Origin of the sequence: Streptomyces sp. NPDC051214 (assembly GCF_040682375.1) — a bacterium.
Classification (GTDB): domain Bacteria; phylum Actinomycetota; class Actinomycetes; order Streptomycetales; family Streptomycetaceae; genus Streptomyces.
Window position 1 is genome coordinate 96131 of record NZ_JBFBAT010000019.1, and the last position, 17494, is coordinate 113624.

Annotated in this window: 3 protein-coding genes; 2 read left to right on the forward strand and 1 reads right to left on the reverse strand. The window is 72.9% G+C overall.

Annotated features, from left to right (window positions below):
* Position 1 precedes the first annotated feature (1 nt).
* On the forward strand, positions 2-11866 hold the full coding sequence (locus tag AB0M70_RS37375; protein WP_365827468.1) for an SDR family NAD(P)-dependent oxidoreductase: 11865 nt from the start codon (positions 2-4) through the stop codon (positions 11864-11866).
* Positions 11866-16848, forward strand: a complete 4983-nt coding sequence (locus AB0M70_RS37380; protein ID WP_365827470.1) for a type I polyketide synthase — start codon at positions 11866-11868, stop codon at positions 16846-16848. The genes AB0M70_RS37375 and AB0M70_RS37380 overlap by 1 nt, the downstream gene beginning before the upstream one ends.
* Before the next feature lie 101 nt (positions 16849-16949).
* On the opposite strand, the gene AB0M70_RS37385 is transcribed toward AB0M70_RS37380, so the two are convergent.
* Positions 16950-17417, reverse strand: a complete 468-nt coding sequence (locus tag AB0M70_RS37385) for a DUF1579 family protein (protein ID WP_365827472.1) — start codon at positions 17415-17417, stop codon at positions 16950-16952.
* Positions 17418-17494 lie beyond the last annotated feature (77 nt).

The window sequence follows — 17494 nt, forward strand, 5'->3', positions numbered from 1 at the left end:
CATGACTGACGAACGCAACCTCATCGACTACCTGAAGCGCGTCACCGCCGAACTGCACCAGACCCGGCGCCGCCTCCAGGACGCCGAGACCGCCCACCGTGAGCCGGTGGCGATCGTGGGGATGGCCTGCCGGTATCCGGGAGGGGTCGAATCCCCGGAAGACCTCTGGGAGTTGATGGCGGGCAGCCGGGACGCGATGGAGGAGTTCCCGGCGGATCGGGGGTGGGACGTGGAGGGTCTCTACGATCCCGACCCGGAGCACGCGGGGACGTCGTACGTGCGCGTGGGCGGCTTTTTGAAGGACGCGGCGGGTTTTGATGCCGGTCTGTTCGGGATCTCTCCGCGTGAGGCGCTGGCGATGGACCCTCAGCAGCGGTTGTTGTTGGAGGTGGCGTGGGAGGCGTTCGAGCGGGCCGGTCTCGACCCGCTGGGGATGCGGGGCAGCGACACCGGCGTCTTCGTGGGCGCACCCAACTCGGAGTACATGGGCAGCCTCGGGCACGTCCCGAAGCACCTGGAGGGGTACGCCCTCACCGGCAACGTCGCCAGCGTGGTCTCCGGGCGCGTCGCCTACACGTACGGCCTCGAAGGCCCGGCCGTCAGCCTCGACACGGCCTGTTCCTCCGCACTCGTCGCCCTGCACATGGCCTGCCAGGGCTTGCGCCAGAACGAGTGCTCCCTCGCCCTGGCCGGCGGCGTCAGCGTCATGGCGACGCCCACCCTCTTCACCGAGTTCTCCCGCCAGCGCGGCCTGGCGGCCGACGGCAGGGTGAAGGCGTTCGCGGCGGCGGCTGACGGCACCAACTGGGGCGAGGGCGCTGGCCTGTTGGTGCTTGAGCGCCTTTCCGATGCCCGCCGTAACGGCCACCGTGTCCTGGCCGTCGTACGCGGCTCCGCCGTGAACCAGGACGGCCGCAGCAACGGCCTCGCAGCGCCGAACGGCCCCTCTCAACAGCGTGTGATCCGGGCCGCGTTGGCAAATGCTGGGCTTTCACCGGTCGAGGTGGATGCGGTGGAGGCGCACGGTACGGGGACCCGGCTGGGGGACCCGATCGAGGCGCAGGGGCTGCTGGCCACGTACGGGCAGGGGCGCGCGGAGGACCGGCCGCTGTGGCTGGGCTCGGTGAAGACCAACCTGGGACACACCGCCGCCGCCTCCGGAGCGGCCGGCGTGATGAAGATGGTGCTCGCCCTGCGACACCAGATGCTGCCGCCGACCCTGCACGTGGACGAACCGACGCCGGAAGTGGACTGGTCCGCGGGAGACGTGCGCCTGCTGACGGAGGCCCGCGCCTGGCCGATCGGCGAGCGCACGCGCCGGGCGGGCGTGTCGTCCTTCGGGATCAGCGGCACGAACGCGCACGTGATCCTGGAGGAGGCACCGACGGAGACTCCGGCTCCCGGCGGGCCGGCAGAGCCGGAGCAGGCCGGGTCCGGGGCCGTGCCGGTAGTGATGCCGGTGGTGGTGCCGTTGTCGGGCGCCGAACCGGGCGCGCTGCGTGACCTCGCGGTGCTCGTGCGCGACGCGGTGTCCGAACGGGAGCTGTCCGCGCCGGTGGTCGCGGCCGGGCTTGCGCGGCGTGGCGGTCTCGCGCACCGGGCGGTGGTGGTGGCCGGTGACGACCAGGAGCTGGCTACGGGCCTTGACGCCATCGCGCGGGGTGGTGTGAGCGGTGCGGTCGCGGAGGGGGTGACGGCCGCGCGGGCGCGTACGGCGTTGCTCTTCTCCGGGCAGGGTGCTCAACGTGCGGGGATGGGGCGTGAGTTGTGCGAGTCGTTCCCCGTCTTCGCTGCCGCCTTCGATGAGGCGTGCGGGCACCTTGATGCGCATCTGGGTGCGGAGGGGGTGCGGCTGCGGGATGTGGTGTTCGGTGAGGCCGAGGGTCTGGGCCGGACGGTGTTCACGCAGGCGGGGTTGTTCGCCTTCGAGGTGGCGCTGTTCCGGTTGGCGGAGTCCTTTGGGGTGCGCCCGGACTACGTGATGGGTCATTCGGTGGGGGAGTTCGCCGCGGCTCATGTGGCGGGGGTGCTGTCACTGGAGGGCGCGTGCGAACTGGTTGCCGCGCGTGGCCGGTTGATGGACGCCCTGCCTGCGGGCGGGGCGATGGTGGCGGTCGAGGCGAGCGAGTCAGAGGTACGGGAGTGGCTCACCGCTGATGTCGCGGTGGAGGTCGCTGCGGTGAACGGGCCGCGGTCGGTGGTGTTGTCCGGCGCCGAGGATGCGGTGGAGCAGGCGGGGGAGTACTGGCGCGAGAAGGGGCGGCGGGTACGTCGGCTCGACGTGTCGCACGCCTTCCATTCCTCTTTGATCGAGCCGGTGTTGGAGGAGTTCGGCCGGGTCGCGGCGGGCGTGAAGTTGTCGGCTCCGCGTATCCCGCTGGTGAGCAACCTGACCGGGCGTCCGGTGTCCTCCGATGAGGTCACTTCCCCCGGCTATTGGGTGCGGCATGTGCGTGAGGCGGTGCGTTTCGCGGACGGGGTGCGGTGGCTGGTGGAGGACGGGGCCACGGTCCTGCTCGAAGTCGGTCCCAGCGCCGTCCTAGCCGGGCCCGCGACCGAATGCGTGGCCGAGTGGGGCGCCGGTGAGCGCGAAGCCGTGGTCGTGCCGCTGTTGCGTGCGGACCAGCCGGAACCCCGTACGTTCCTCACCGGCCTGGGGCAGGCCTGGACCCACGGCACGCAGGTGCGGTGGTCCACCCGCTCCCGCCCGGTCGACGACCTGCCCACCTACCCCTTCCAGCATCAGCCCTTCTGGCTCCATCACGCCTCGGCGTCGTCCCCGGGCCACCCGCTGCTCGGCGAGACCGTGGAGCTGGCCGACGGGGGCGGTACGGTCCTCGGCGGTCGTATGTCCCTGCGTGCCCAGCCCTGGCTCGGCGGCCACGCGCCCGCGGGGCAGCCTCTGCTGTCCGGATCGGTGTACGTCGAGCTCGCGGTGCGTGCCGGTGACGCCGTGGGGTGCGCCTGCGTCGAGGAGCTCACCCTGGAGGCGCCGCTGGTGCTGCCCGAGGCGGACGAGGTCCAGCTCCAGGTGGTCGTCGAGGCCGCCGACCCTCAAGGCCGCCGGGCCTTCGCCGTGCACTCCCGGGTGGGCGACAGCGGCTGGCTGCGGCACGCGGGCGGCTTCCTGAGCGAAGCCGCGCCCGTGGACACCGCCGAGGAACTCACCGCCTGGCCGCCGCCAGGAGCCGAGCCCGTCCCCGGCACCGAAGCGGACGCCCGTGCCTGGCGGCGCGGTGAGGAGACCTTCGCGGAAGTCGGGCTCCCCGACGAACTGCGCGCCGAAGCCGAACGCTTCGGGCTGCACCCGGCGCTGCTCGACCGCGTCCTGCGCACGCTCGACCTCGGCATGCAGGCCGGCGGCGAGGAGGGCACCCGGATGCCGTTCGTCTGGCAGGGCGTGACCCTGCTGGCGACGGGGGCGGCCGACGTCCGCGTACGCATCACCCGTACCGCCGATGACACCGTGGCTCTCCTGCTGACGGACCCGAGCGGCCGTACGGTGCTCTCGGCGCCCGTCCTGGTGGCACGCCGCGTCACCCCCGAGCAGCTGGGCGGCGACACGGCCCGCGGCCACCTCGCCGACGCACTGTTCCGCGTGACCTGGACACCGCTGACCGGCGCCGCCCCCGATCCCGTACGGGAAAATGAGGCGGGCTACGTCGATTTCGCAGGCGTTCCCCAACTCCGCGCCACCGGTACTCCATTGCCGCCCGCGGTGGTCCTTCGCTGTAGCACCACCGCCGACGACGGTGACCCGCTCACCCCCGCGCGAGAAGTGCTCCACGCCCTGCAAACCTGGCTCGCCCAGGAGCGACCGGAGCCGGAATCGGAATCACAGCCGGAACATGGGCCGCGCCTCGTCGTCGTCACGCGCGGCGCCGTCGCGGCCTCGGCCGACGGCGGGGCGGGCGACGTGCCGGACCTCGGTGCGGCCGCCGTCCCCGGCCTCGTACGCGGCATCCAGGCCGAACACCCCGGCCGCGTCATCCTCCTCGATGCGGACCCCGGCGCCGCACATGGAGACGAAAACTGGTCCGCGCACCTGGCCACGGCCCTGGCAGCGGAAGAGCCCGAACTCGCCCTGCGCGACGGCACCTTGCTCGTCCCGCGCCTCACCCGGGCCCAGCAGTCCGACGCCACGCCCCCGCCCCTCACACCGGACCCCGAGAGCACCGTCCTGATCACCGGAGGCACCGGGGCGCTCGGAGCGGCCGTGGCCCGGGACCTGGTGAGCGAGCAAGGCGTACGGCGGCTCGTCCTGGTCTCGCGGCAGGGCGCCGACGCTCCTGGTGCCGCCGCGCTCCACGCGGAACTCACCGCGCTCGGTGCCGAAGTGACCGTCGCCGCCTGTGACGTCGCCGACCGTGACGCGCTCGCCCGGCTCCTCGCGGAACATCCGCCGACCGCGGTGATCCACGCCGCGGGAGTCCTTGACGACGCCCTGCTCGCGGGGCTCACCCCCGAACGTCTCGCGGAGGTGCTGCGCCCCAAGGCCGACGGCGCACGGCATCTACACGAACTCACCGCCGGTCTCGGCCTGTCGGCCTTCGTGCTGTTCTCCGCGGCGGCGGGGCTGCTCGCTGGTCCCGGACAGGCCGCGTTCGCCGCCGCCAACACCTGCCTGGACGCCCTCGCCGCCCACCGCCGTGCCCGCGGACTGCCGGCCACCTCGGTCGCCTGGGGGCAGTGGGAACAGGCGGGCGGCATCACCGCCCGCCTCGACGCCCCCGGCCGGGCCCGCCTGGCCCGCACCGGCCTGCGCCCCATGAGCACGCCCCAGGCCCTCACGCTCCTCGGCGCCGCCCGCGCCTGCACGCACCCGGCACCGCTCGCCGCCCGCATCGACCTCGCCCGGCTGCGCGAGGAGGCCGGGCAAGGCACCGTGTCACCCCTGTGGCGCGGCCTGATCCGCGCCGCCCGGCGGCGCGCGGACCGCACGGGGGCGCGCAGCGGGAGCGGCGAGGGCACGACACAGGCGAGCCGCGTCGCCGCACTGGTCGGGGACGAGCGCAAGCGTGTGCTCCTGGAACTGATCCGCGCCCACGTCGGCGCCGTGCTCGGACACTCGGGCCCCGCGGCCGTCGGCCCCGCACAGGCTTTCAAGGACCTCGGCTTCGACTCCCTGATGTCCGTGGAACTGCGCAACCGCGTCATCGCGTCCACCGGCCTGCGCCTCCCGGCGACCCTGGTCTTCGACCACCCGAGTCCGGCCGCCCTCGCCCGCTACGTGGACGAGCAGCTCCCCGGCGGACAGCGTACGCCGGACACCGCCGCCCTCGTCCCCGCGCGCGACGTGGCGGGGCCCGACGACGACCCGATCGTCATCGTGGGCATGGCCTGCCGGTTCCCCGGCGGCTCGGACTCGCCGGAGGCGTTCTGGGAGCGCATCGTCGAGGGGGCCGATCTCGTCACGCCCATGCCGCAGGACCGCGGCTGGGACCTCGACCGCCTGTACGACCCCGACCCGGAGCGGCCCGGCACCTTCTACACGAAGGGCGCGGGGTTCCTCGACGACGTGGCGGGCTTCGACGCGGAGTTCTTCGGGATCTCGCCGCGCGAGGCCCTGGCCATGGACCCGCAGCAGCGCATCCTGCTCGAAGTCTCCTGGGAGGCACTGGAACGCGCGGGGCTCGACCCGGCGGCCCTCCAGGCGACCCGTACGGGCGTGTTCGTCGGCGCGGGCGGCTCCGAGTACCTCTCCCGCCTGACCCAGGTGCCGCAGGACCTGGAGGGCTACACCATCACCGGCAACGCCCTGAGCGTCGCGTCCGGCCGCATCTCCTACGTCCTGGGTCTCGAGGGGCCCGCGGTCACCGTCGACACGGCGTGCTCGTCCTCGCTCGTCTCCCTGCACCTGGCGTGCCGGGCGGTGCGCCAGGGCGAGTGCGACCTCGCGCTGGCCGGCGGCACCAATGTGCTGTCCGGGCCCGGCGCCTTCGTCGAGTTCTCCCGGCAGGGCGCCCTCTCCGCCGACGGGCGCGCCCGCTCCTTCAGCGCGGCCGCCGACGGCACGAGCTGGGCGGAGGGCGTGGGGATGCTGCTGGTCGAGCGCCTCTCGCGGGCACGCAGCCAGGGGCATACGGTGCTCGCGGTGATCCGGGGGTCGGCCGTCAACCAGGACGGCGCGAGCAACGGCCTGACGGCGCCCAACGGCCCCTCCCAGCAGCGGGTCATCGGGCAGGCCCTCGCCGACGCGGGCCTGACGGCCGCCGACGTCGACGCCGTCGAGGCGCACGGCACCGGGACCAAGCTCGGCGACCCCATCGAGGCGCAGGCCCTGCTCGCCACCTACGGGCAGGCCCGCACGGCCGACGACCCGCTGTGGCTCGGCTCCGTGAAGTCGAACATGGGGCATGCCGCAGCCGCCGCGGGTGTCGCCGGGGTCCTCAAGATGGTGATGGCGCTGCGCCACGAGACGCTGCCGCCGTCCCTGTACGCGGACGACCCGACCCCGCACGTCGACTGGGAGTCGGGCGCGGTCAGTCTGCTCACCGAAGCCCGTGCCTGGCCGGCCGGCGACCGCCCGCGGAGCGCGGCCGTCTCCTCCTTCGGCATGAGCGGCACCAACGCGCACCTGATCCTGGGGGAGGCACCCGCCGCCCCCGAGCGGACCACCACCGGGGAACCGGAACCGGCCCCGGCCGAGCAGTCCGCGCCCCCCGTCGAGGCCCCTCTCGGTTTCACCGCTGTCCCGGTCTCCGGCCGGGGCACGGCCGGGCTGCGCGGCCAGGCCGCCCGCCTGGGCGAGTTCCTCACCGCATCCGGCACGGCGCCCTCGGTGGAATCCGTCGGCGCCGCCCTCGCGCACCGCACCGCCCACGCGCACCGCGCCGTGGTCATCGCGGCCGACCACGACGAACTGGCCGCCGGCCTGAGCGCCCTGGCCGACGGTGACACCAGCGTGGAGAGCGTCGTGGACGGCGTCGCACGCGGCGAGGTCAGCCCCGTGTTCGTGTTTCCCGGGCAGGGGTCTCAGTGGCGGGGGATGGCGCGGGAGTTGTTGGAGAGTTCGCCGGTGTTCGCGGAGTCGGTGGCCGCGTGTGCCGGGGTGATCGAGCCGTTGACGGGTTGGTCGGTGGTGGAGGTTCTGGGGCGTGAGGAGGAGGGCTGGCTGGAGCGTATTGATGTGTTGCAGCCGGTGATGTTCGCGGTGCAGGTGTCGTTGGCGCGGTTGTGGCAGGCGTGTGGGGTGCGTCCCGCGGCGGTGATCGGCCACTCCCAGGGTGAGGTCGCTGCCGCCTGTGTGTCCGGGGCGCTGTCCCTCGAAGACGCCACACGCGTGATCGTGCTGCGCAGCCGGCTGCTCGCCGAGGTCCTCACCGGCAAGGGCGCCATGGCTTCCGTGGGCCTCCCGGCCGATCAAGTGCGAGCGCGGATAGCGCAGTTGGGGTGCGCCGAGGACGACGCGGTCGTGGTCGCCGGGTTCAACGGTCCGTCGTCCACCGTCATCTCCGGCGAGCCCGGCCCCGTCGAGGACCTGGTGGCCGCCTGTGTCGCCGACGGACTCCAGGCCCGCGTCGTGCCGGTGACCTTCGCCTCCCACTCGCCGCAGGTCGAACAGGTGCGGGACGCGCTGCTCGCCGAACTGGCGGACATCCAGGGCGAGACGTCACACGTTCCGTTCTGCTCCACCGTCTCCGGCGAGCTCCTCGACACCGGCGAACTGAACGCCGCGTACTGGTACCGCAACGTGCGTGAGCCGGTCGACTTCGAAGGCGGCGTACGGAGCCTGCTGGCCGCGGGACACGAGGTGTTCATCGAGGTCAGCACCCACCCCGTGGTCCTCCCCGGCATCGAGCAGACCGTCGACGCGGAGGGCGCGACGGCCGTGGCCCTTGGCACCCTGCGCCGCAACGAGGGGGGCCCGCGGCGCTTCTGCACCGCGCTGGCCCAGGCCTGGGCGCAGGGCGTGCCCGTCGACTGGAGCGCCCTGCACCCCGTCGGCACCCCGCGGGCCGAGCTGCCCACGTACGCCTTCCAGCGTGACCGCTACTGGGTGGACCCCGACCCCCAGGACGGCGATGTCTCCGCGGCGGGTCTGACGTCCCCCGGCCATCCCCTGGTCGGCGCGACCGTCGAACAGGCCGACGACGACCGGGTGTTGCTCACCGGGCGGCTCTCGCTCAGCACCCACCCGTGGCTCGCCGACCACGCGGCGGCCGGTGTGGTGCTGCTGCCCGGCACCGCGTACGTCGAGCTCGCCATCCGCGCCGGCGACGAGGTCGGCTGCGGCCACATCGAGGAACTCACCCTCGAAGCCCCGCTCGTCCTGCCCGAGCGCGGCGGCGTCCGCCTCCAGGTCGCCGTCAGTGCCGCCGACGAGCGGGGCCGCAGGGAGGTCGCGGTGTACTCCCGGCCCGAGGAAGGCGGCATCTGGACGCGGCACGCCGGGGGTCTCCTCGCGGCCAACCGCACCGCCGACACCGCGGCCTTCGAAAGCCTTGGAGCGTGGCCCCCGGTGGGTGCCGAGCCGCTTGAGGCAGAGGGCATGTACGCGGACCTGGCGGACCGCGGGCACGGCTACGGCGCCGCCTTCCAGGGCCTGACCGCCGCCTGGCGCGCCGACGACACCCTCTTCGCCGAGGTCACCCTGCCCGACGTGGTGCGGGACGGAGCCGCCCGCTTCGGACTGCACCCGGCGCTTCTGGACGCGGCCCTGCACACCCTGGGCCTCGGCGGTCTCCTGCCGAAGGAGGGCACCTGGCTGCCCTTCGCCTGGAGCGGCGTCTCCCTGCACGCGTCCGGCGCCGCCGCGCTGCGGGTGCGGATCACCAGGACCGCCGAGGGCTCCGTGAGCGTGCACGCCGTCGACGCCGCCGGTGAGCCCGTGCTCTCGGCCGCCTCGATGATGGCCCGCCCCGTCTCGGCCGGGCATCTGCGCGGCTCCGGCGACGGCGCCAACGACTCGCTGTTCGAACTCGACTGGACCCCGACGGAGGTTCCTGAGACACCGGCTTCCGGTACCTGGGCGCTCATCGGCCCCGACCCACTGCGGATCGCCGCCGCCTCCCCGGGCACCGTGTCCACCCGCCACCACGACTCGGTGGCCGACCTCCTGGCGGCGGCCGACGCCGGGGAGCCGCTGCCGGACACGGCCGTGCTCACGGTCACCGGCGGAGTCTCCGACACCGGTAACGGCCTCGTGGCTCCTCCCGGTGACGGCCTGGCGGCCGACGTGCGGGGCGTGCTCGATCAGCTCCTGGTGGCCGTGCGTGCCTGGCTCGGTGACGACCGCCTCGAAAGCTGCCGGCTGGTCGTGGTCACCCGGGGCGCGGTCGCCGTCGGCGCCGACAGCGACGTACCCGACCTGGCGGCGGCCCCCGTCTGGGGCCTGATCCGTTCCGCGCAGGCGGAACATCCCGGCCGTTTCACGCTGCTGGACATCGACGTTGACGACGCCGCGTGGGGTCCCGCCCTGCCCGCCGCCATCGCCACCACCGAGGCCCAACTCGCCCTGCGGGACGGCAAGGTGCTCGTCCCGCGGCTCGCTCGCGTCGGCGCGGACGGCGCACTCGTGCCGCCGCCCGGAGCCGCCTGGCGCCTGGAGACCACCGGGGCCACCGGAACGTTCGACGACCTCGCGCTGCTGCCCGCCCCGGACGCCGAGGCACCGCTGGAGCCCGGCACCGTACGCATCGCCGTGCGCGCCGCGGGCATGAACTTCCGTGACGTCGTCGTGGGCCTCGGCATGGTCCCCGACCAGAAGGGCCTCGGCTCGGAAGGCGCCGGCATCGTCCTGGAGACCGGCCCCGGAGTCACGGGTCTCGTCGTCGGCGACCGCGTCATGGGCGTCATGCCCAACGGCTTCGGCCCCGTCGTGGTGGTCGATCGCCACTACGTCGTCCCGATCCCCGACGGCTGGACCTTCGAACAGGCCGCCTCCGTCCCGACCGTCTTCCTCACCGCGTACTACGGCCTCGCGGATCTGGCGGTCCTGCGCGAGGGCGAGACGGTCCTGGTGCACGCGGCGACCGGCGGCGTCGGCATGGCCGCCGTACAACTGGCGCACCACTGGGGAGCCAAGGCCCTGGTGACCGCGAGTCCCAAGAAGTGGGACGTGCTGCGGGAGATGGGGTTCGCGGACGGTGAGATCGCTTCGAGTCGGTCGTTGGAGTTCGAGGAGAAGTTCCTCGGGGTGACCGACGGGCGCGGGGTGGATGTGGTCCTGGACTCGCTCGCGGGTGAGTTCGTGGACGCGTCGCTGAGGCTGCTGCCTCGCGGTGGCCGCTTCGTCGAGATGGGCAAGACCGACCTCCGCGACCCCGAAGCCGTCGCCACCGCACACCCCGGAGTCGCCTACCACGTCTGCGACTTGATCAAGGCGGGCCCCGAGCGCATCGGCCAGATGCTGGCGGAGATCGTGGAGCTGTTCGAGGCGGGTGTGCTGCGTCCGCTGCCGGTGCGGGTGTGGGATGTGCGGCGGGCGCCTGAGGCGTTGCGTTTCATGAGTCAGGCGCGGCATGTGGGCAAGTTGGTGTTGCGGATGCCGGGTGGCTGGGACCGGAACGGAAGTGTCCTGGTCACGGGTGGTACGGGTGTCCTGGGTGGTTTGGTGGCGCGGCGTCTGGTGGTGGAGCACGGCGTACGGCATGTGATCCTGGCCGGCCGCCGTGGTGACCGGGCCGAGGGCGCCAAGGAACTGGCGGAGGAGCTTTCGGGCCTCGGTGCGCGGGTGAGTGTGGCGGCGTGTGATGTGGCCGACCGTGCGGCGCTGGACGAGCTGATCGCCGCCATCCCCAAGGAGTTCCCGCTGCGAGGGGTTGTGCATGCAGCGGGTGTGCTGGACGACGGGCTGATCGGGTCGTTGACGGCTGAGCAGTTCGAGCGGGTACTGCGTCCCAAGGTGGACGTGGCGGTCAACCTCCACGAGGCGACCCGGCACCTGGACCTCACCGCCTTCGTCCTGTACTCGTCGGCCTCCGGCACCATGGGCGCCCCCGGACAGGCCAACTACGCGGCTTCCAATGTGTTCCTCGACGCCCTGGCCGCCCACCGCCGGGCCCAGGGCCTGCCCGCGCTGTCCCTGGCCTGGGGCATCTGGGCCCAGGCCACGGGCATGAGCGGACACCTGGACGAGGCCGACCTGGCCCGCATCGCCCGCACCGGCGCCCTGCCGATCTCGGGCGACCAGGGCATGGCCGTCTTCGACGCGGGCGGCCGCGTCGACCAGGCCGCCCTGCTCGCGTCCCCCGTCGACATGGGACGGCTGCGCGGGCTCGCCGACTCCGGTGTGCTGCCGCCGATCTGGCGCGGCCTGGTCCGCGCCTCCTCACGGCGCAGCGCGGGCACCGGCACCGGAAGCTCCGACTCCCTGCTGCGCAGGCTGACCGCCACCCCCGAGTCGGAACGGCACCGCTTCCTCCTGGACGTGGTCCGTACACACCTGGGCACCGTCCTCTCCCACCCCTCACCCCAGACCATCGACCCCGAAGGCGGCCTGATGGACCTGGGCCTGGACTCGCTCACCGCGGTCGAACTGCGCAACCGCCTGAACGCGGCCACCGGCCTGCGCCTGCCCGCCACCCTCGTCTTCGACCACCCCACGCCCAACGCGCTGACCCGGCGCATCCACACCGAGCTCACCGGGGACGACGGCCCGCAGCCCCCGGCTCCCGGCGGCACGGCACCGGAACGCGACGACGACATCCGCCGCGCGCTCACGGCCATCCCCCTTGACCGGCTGCGGGACGCCGGACTGCTGGACGCACTGCTGCGCCTGGCGGACCGGAAAACCGACGCCGCCGCGGCCACCGCACCCTCCGCCGACGCGTACGAGGACGAAGAGGCGACCAACGGCGTGATCGACGAGGTCGACGTCGACGAACTGATCAAGATGGCTACGGCCGATGAGGAGAGCCACTGATGGCCGCAACGACCGACGAACTCGTCGCAGCGCTCCGTACGTCGCTCAAGGAGTCCGAACGCCTCCGCCGCCAGAACCGCCGCCTCACCGAGGCCCCGCGTGAGCCGGTGGCGATCGTGGGGATGGCCTGCCGTTACCCGGGAGGGGTCGAATCCCCGGAAGACCTCTGGGAGTTGATGGCGGGCAGCCGGGACGCGATGGAGGAGTTCCCGGCGGATCGGGGGTGGGACGTGGAGGGTCTCTACGATCCCGACCCGGAGCACGCGGGGACGTCGTACGTGCGCGTGGGTGGCTTTCTGAAGGATGCGGCGGGTTTTGACGCGGGTCTGTTCGGGATCTCGCCGCGTGAGGCGCTGGCGATGGACCCTCAGCAGCGGTTGCTGTTGGAGGTGGCGTGGGAGGCGTTCGAGCGGGCGGGGCTTGACCCACTGGGGATGCGGGGCAGCGACACCGGCGTCTTCGTGGGCGCCTCGCCCTCCGAATACCTCCAGGGTCTTGCCTCCGTCCCCGAGGAAGCGGAGGGGTACGCCCTCACCGGCAACCTGCCCAGCGTCATCTCGGGACGCGTCTCCTACACGTACGGCCTCGAAGGCCCGGCTGTCAGCCTCGACACGGCCTGCTCGTCCTCGCTGGTCGCCCTCCACACCGCCTGCCACTCCCTGCGCCGAGGGGAGTGCTCCCTCGCACTGGCGGGCGGAGTCGCGGTGATGGCGCAACCGGTGGCCTTCGTGGAGTTCTCCCGGCAGCGCGCTCTGGCGGCGGACGGCCAGGTGAAGGCGTTCGCGGCGGCGGCCGACGGCACCAACTGGGGCGAGGGAGCGGCACTGTTGGTGCTGGAGCGCCTCTCCGACGCCCGCCGCAACGGCCACCGTGTCCTGGCTGTCGTCAGCGGCTCCGCCGTGAACCAGGACGGCGCGAGCAGTTCACTGACCTCACCGAACGGCCCGTCTCAACAGCGTGTGATCCGGGCCGCGTTGGCAAATGCTGGGCTTTCACCGGTCGAGGTGGATGCGGTGGAGGCGCACGGTACGGGGACCCGGCTGGGGGACCCGATCGAGGCGCAGGGGCTGCTGGCCACGTACGGGCAGGGGCGCGCGGAGGACCGGCCGCTGTGGCTGGGCTCGGTGAAGACCAACCTGGGACACACCGCCGCCGCCTCCGGAGCGGCCGGCGTGATGAAGATGGTGCTCGCGCTGCGGCACCAGATGCTGCCGCCGACCCTGCACGTGGACGAGCCCACGCCGTACGTGGACTGGTCCGAAGGTGGCGTGGAACTGCTGCGCGAGGCCAGGCCGTGGCCGGCGGGGGAGCGGGCGCGCCGGGCGGGTGTGTCGTCGTTCGGGGTCAGCGGCACGAACGCGCATGTGATCGTCGAGGAGGCGCCGCGGGGGCCGGATGAGCCGGACGAGCCGGACGGGTCGGAGCCGCCCGGGTCCGTGCCGGTGGCGGTGCCGATGTCGGCAGCCGAACCGGGGGCCCTGCGTGGACTGGCGGCACGTGTCCGCGACGCGGTGGCGGAACAAGGGCTGAGCCCGCGGGAAGCGGGCAGGGGCCTCGCGCGGCGTGGGGTTCTGGCGCATCGAGCGGTGGTGGTGGCCGGTGACGACCAGGAGCTGGCGACGGGCCTCGCCGCGTTGGCCGATGGTGGCACGAGCGGCGCGGTCGTGGACGGAGAGGCACAGGGCGCGGCACGTACGGCCATGCTCTTTTCCGGACAGGGTGCGCAACGGCCGGGCATGGGCCGGGAGTTGTATGAAGCCTTCCCTGTCTTCGCGTCGGCTTTCGACGAGGCGTGCGGGCACCTGGACGCCCATGTGGGTGTGGAGGGGGTGCGGCTGCGGGATGTGGTGTTCGGCGAGGTCGAGGGTCTGGGCCGGACGGTGTTCACGCAGGCGGGGTTGTTCGCCTTCGAGGTGGGCTTGTTCCGGTTGGTGGAGTCGTTCGGGGTACGCCCGGATCATGTGATGGGGCACTCCGTGGGCGAGTTCGCGGCGGCTCATGTGGCGGGTGTGCTGTCGCTGGGGGATGCGTGCCGTCTGGTGGCTGCGCGGGGGCGGTTGATGGATGAATTGCCTGCGCGCGGAGGAATGATGGCGGTCGAGGCGAGTGAGGTGGAGGTACGGGACTGGCTGGCTGCCGGTGCCGGTGCCGGTGCTGGTGCCAGTGGCGAGGTGGCTGCGGTGAACGGGCCGCGGTCGGTGGTGCTGTCCGGTGCCGAGGATGCGTTGGAGCGGGCGAGCGAGTGGTGGCGCGGGCAGGGTCGGCGGGTGCGTCGCCTCGACATAGCGAACGCCTTCCATTCAGTCCTCGTCGAGCCGGTGCTGAAGGAGTTCGGCCGGGTGGTGGCGGGCGTGGAGTTGTCGGCGCCGCGTATCCCGCTGATGAGCAATGTGACCGGGCGCCCGGTCACCGCCGAGGAGATCACGTCCCCCGGGTACTGGGTGCGGCATGTCCGCGAGGCGGTGCGTTTCGCTGACGGGGTGCGTTGGCTGGTCGAGGATGGGGCGAACGTCCTGCTGGAAGTCGGTCCCGGTGCCGTCCTGTCCGGACCGGCTGCCGAATGCGTGGCGGAGTGGGGCACCGGTGACCGGGAGGCCGTGGTCGTGCCGTTGTTGCGGGCGGACAAGCCTGAACCCCGCACGTTCCTCACCGGCCTGGCGCAGGCCTGGACCCACGGCACCCCCGTACGGTGGCCCACGAGCCCCCGGCCGGTCGACCTGCCCACCTACCCTTTCCAGCACCAGCAGTACTGGCTCGACACGCGTACCGCGACGGCAGGCGCCGGCACCGGTGCCGTGGCCGACGAAGTGAGCCTCGCCGACGCGGAGTTCTGGGCGGACGTGGAGCAGGGCAACGCCGACGTCCTGGCCAAGACCCTCGACCTCGACACCGACACCCTCACCCCTGTGCTTCCCGCCCTGTCCTCCTGGTGGCGTGGCCGTCGCGAGGACGTCACCGTCGACGCGTCCCAGTACCGGGTCCGCTGGAAGACCGTGCCGCAGAAGCGCGGCGGCGACAAAGCCCCCGCCGACGTCTGTGGCACCTGGCTCGTCATCGTCTCCGAGGCGAGCCTCGACCACCCGTGGGCCGAAGGCTGCCGCCGGGCCCTTGCCGACGGAGGCGGAGACCCGAAGGTTGTCGTGGTCCCCAGAGGGAGCACGGAGAGCACGGAGAGCACGGATCGTGACGAGTTCGCCGCACTCCTCCGCGAGGCGCTCGACGACTGCGCCACCCGGCCCGTCGGCATCGTCTCCCTCCTCGGCCTGGACGAGACCCCTCACCCCCGGCACCCGGCGCTGACAGCGGGCCTCGCGGGCACCCTCGCGCTGATCCAGGCCCTGGACGACGTCGGTACCGACGCCCGGCTGTGGCTGCTCACCTGCGGCGCCGTCACGACCGGAACGCACGACGCGCCGCCACGTCCCGTCCAGGCGCAGGTCTTCGGCTTCGGCCAGGCGCTGGCCATGGAGGACCCGCGGCGCTGGGGAGGCGAGGCCGATCTGCCGCCGGAGGTGACCTCCGCCGCGCAAGAACGCCTGTGCCGTGTTCTCGCCGGCATCGAGGGCGAGGACCAACTGGCCGTCCGTCCCCGGGGGATCCTCGCCCGACGCCTCGTACGGCCCGCGCCCGCCGGAGAGACGCCCGCGGCCCCGGCCTGGCGGCCCAGCGGCCTCGGCACCGTCCTGGTCACCGGCGGCACCGGAGCGCTCGGCGCCCACGTCGCGCGGTGGCTGGCCGGTGCCGGCGCCGGTCACCTGCTGCTCATCAGCCGCAGTGGCCCCAAAGCCCCCGGCGCCGCCGAGCTGACGGCCGAACTCACCGCACTCGGCGCCGAAGTGACCGTCGCCGCCTGCGATGCCGCCGACCGCGGTGCGCTCGGGGCCCTCCTCGACGCCCTCCCCGCGGATCGGCCGCTCACCGCGGTCTTCCACACGGCCGGCGTCGTGGACGACAGCTTCCTGCCCGTGCTCACCTCCGAGCAGCTGGAGACCGTCGTACGGGCGAAGGCCACCTCGGCCGACCACCTCCACGACCTCACCCGGGACCGGGACCTCACGGCCTTCGTGCTCTTCTCGTCCTGCGCGAACCTGCTGCCCAGCTTCGGCATGGGCAACTACGTCGCCGCCAACGCCCACCTCGACGCCCTCGCCGCCGTACGCCGGGCCGAAGGGCTGCCCGCCACCTCGATAGCCTGGGGCGCGTGGGCCGGGAAGGGCATGGCCGAGGGCGTGCCGACCAACTGGCTGCGGCAGGGCGGGATCCGCCTGATGGAGCCCGGCATCGCCCTCGCGGGGCTGCGCCGGGCCCTGGATCAGGACGAACCGCTCGCCATGGTCGCCGACATCGACTGGCGGCGCTACTCCGGCGCGGCACAACCGCGCCGCCCCCTCCTGGCCGAGCTGCCGGAGGTGAGCACGGCCCACCCCGCGGCCCGGCCCGACGGCGACGGCACGGACACCGGCACCCTGAAGGACCGGCTCGCCGCGCTGCCGCCCGCCGAACGGGCCACGGCGCTCCTGGACTTCGTACGCGCCCAGGCGGCGGTCGTGCTCCAGCACCCGGGCGCCGACGCCATCGACCCGCGGCGCCCCTTCCGCGACCTCGGCTTCGACTCACTGGCCGGGGTCCAGCTGCGCAACCGCCTGAACAACGCCGCGGGGCTCCACCTGCCCACATCGGCGATCTACGACCACCCGACCGCGCACGCCCTGGCTCTGCACATCGACGCCGAACTCGGCGGCGCGCCTGCCGCCCCCACCGTCCTCGCCCGGATCGGGGAGCTGGAACGCGCGGTCGCCGAACTCGGCGAGGGCGACGACCGCCAGCTGATCGCGGGGAGCCTGGAGGCCCTGGCCCGCGCGGTGCGGGGAGAGCGGGTGGCCCTGGCCGGCGCACGGTCCGCCGACGGGCCCGCCGCCGACGAACTCGCCACCGACGACGAGCTCTTCGACCTCATCGACCGGGAGTTCGGCGCTTCGTGAGGCGGCCGGCCGCGGTCCGGCGACCGCGGCCCGCCGCACAACGGGCTGTGACCGACCCCCTGGGGTCGGTCACAGCCCGTTGTGCCGCCGGAGCGAAACGCTCAGCGCGTGCGGTGGCACTCCTGGGTGTCCAGCAGAACCCACTCGCCATTCTTGAGCATTGATTCATGTATGACAAAGTTGTCCTCGTCGACCCGTCGAAAGACGGTGCGTACTTCGACATGTGAATCCGCGAGTGTGTAGCGGCCCTGGAAGGGCAGCTCACCGTCTTGCCAGCCGGGAGCGGTGGAGAATCCCTGCATTCCCGTGTCGTCGTAGTAGTAGCTGGTGAACACCGCGTCGGTGGAGTTCCATCCGAGCAGCCATCTGCCGCTGAGCTGCTCGCCGTTCGTCCGGTTCGCCGTCAATTCGAACTCGTAATAGTGGCCGCTCAGGACTGGCTTGATCTCTCCGGTGATCTTTGTTCCGGTATTGAGAATGCATGACATTGTGCCAAGCATGAAGTCAAGCTCGTGCATCTGCTCGGGTGCCGGTACCGCACCGGTGAAACCCGCGCTCGCGTCGGCCATAAGTCCACTCCGGAAGGGGTGAGGGAGGACAGAGATGTACGGCGAGTGTCCGTCGTGGGCCGGGTCCCTCCATACCC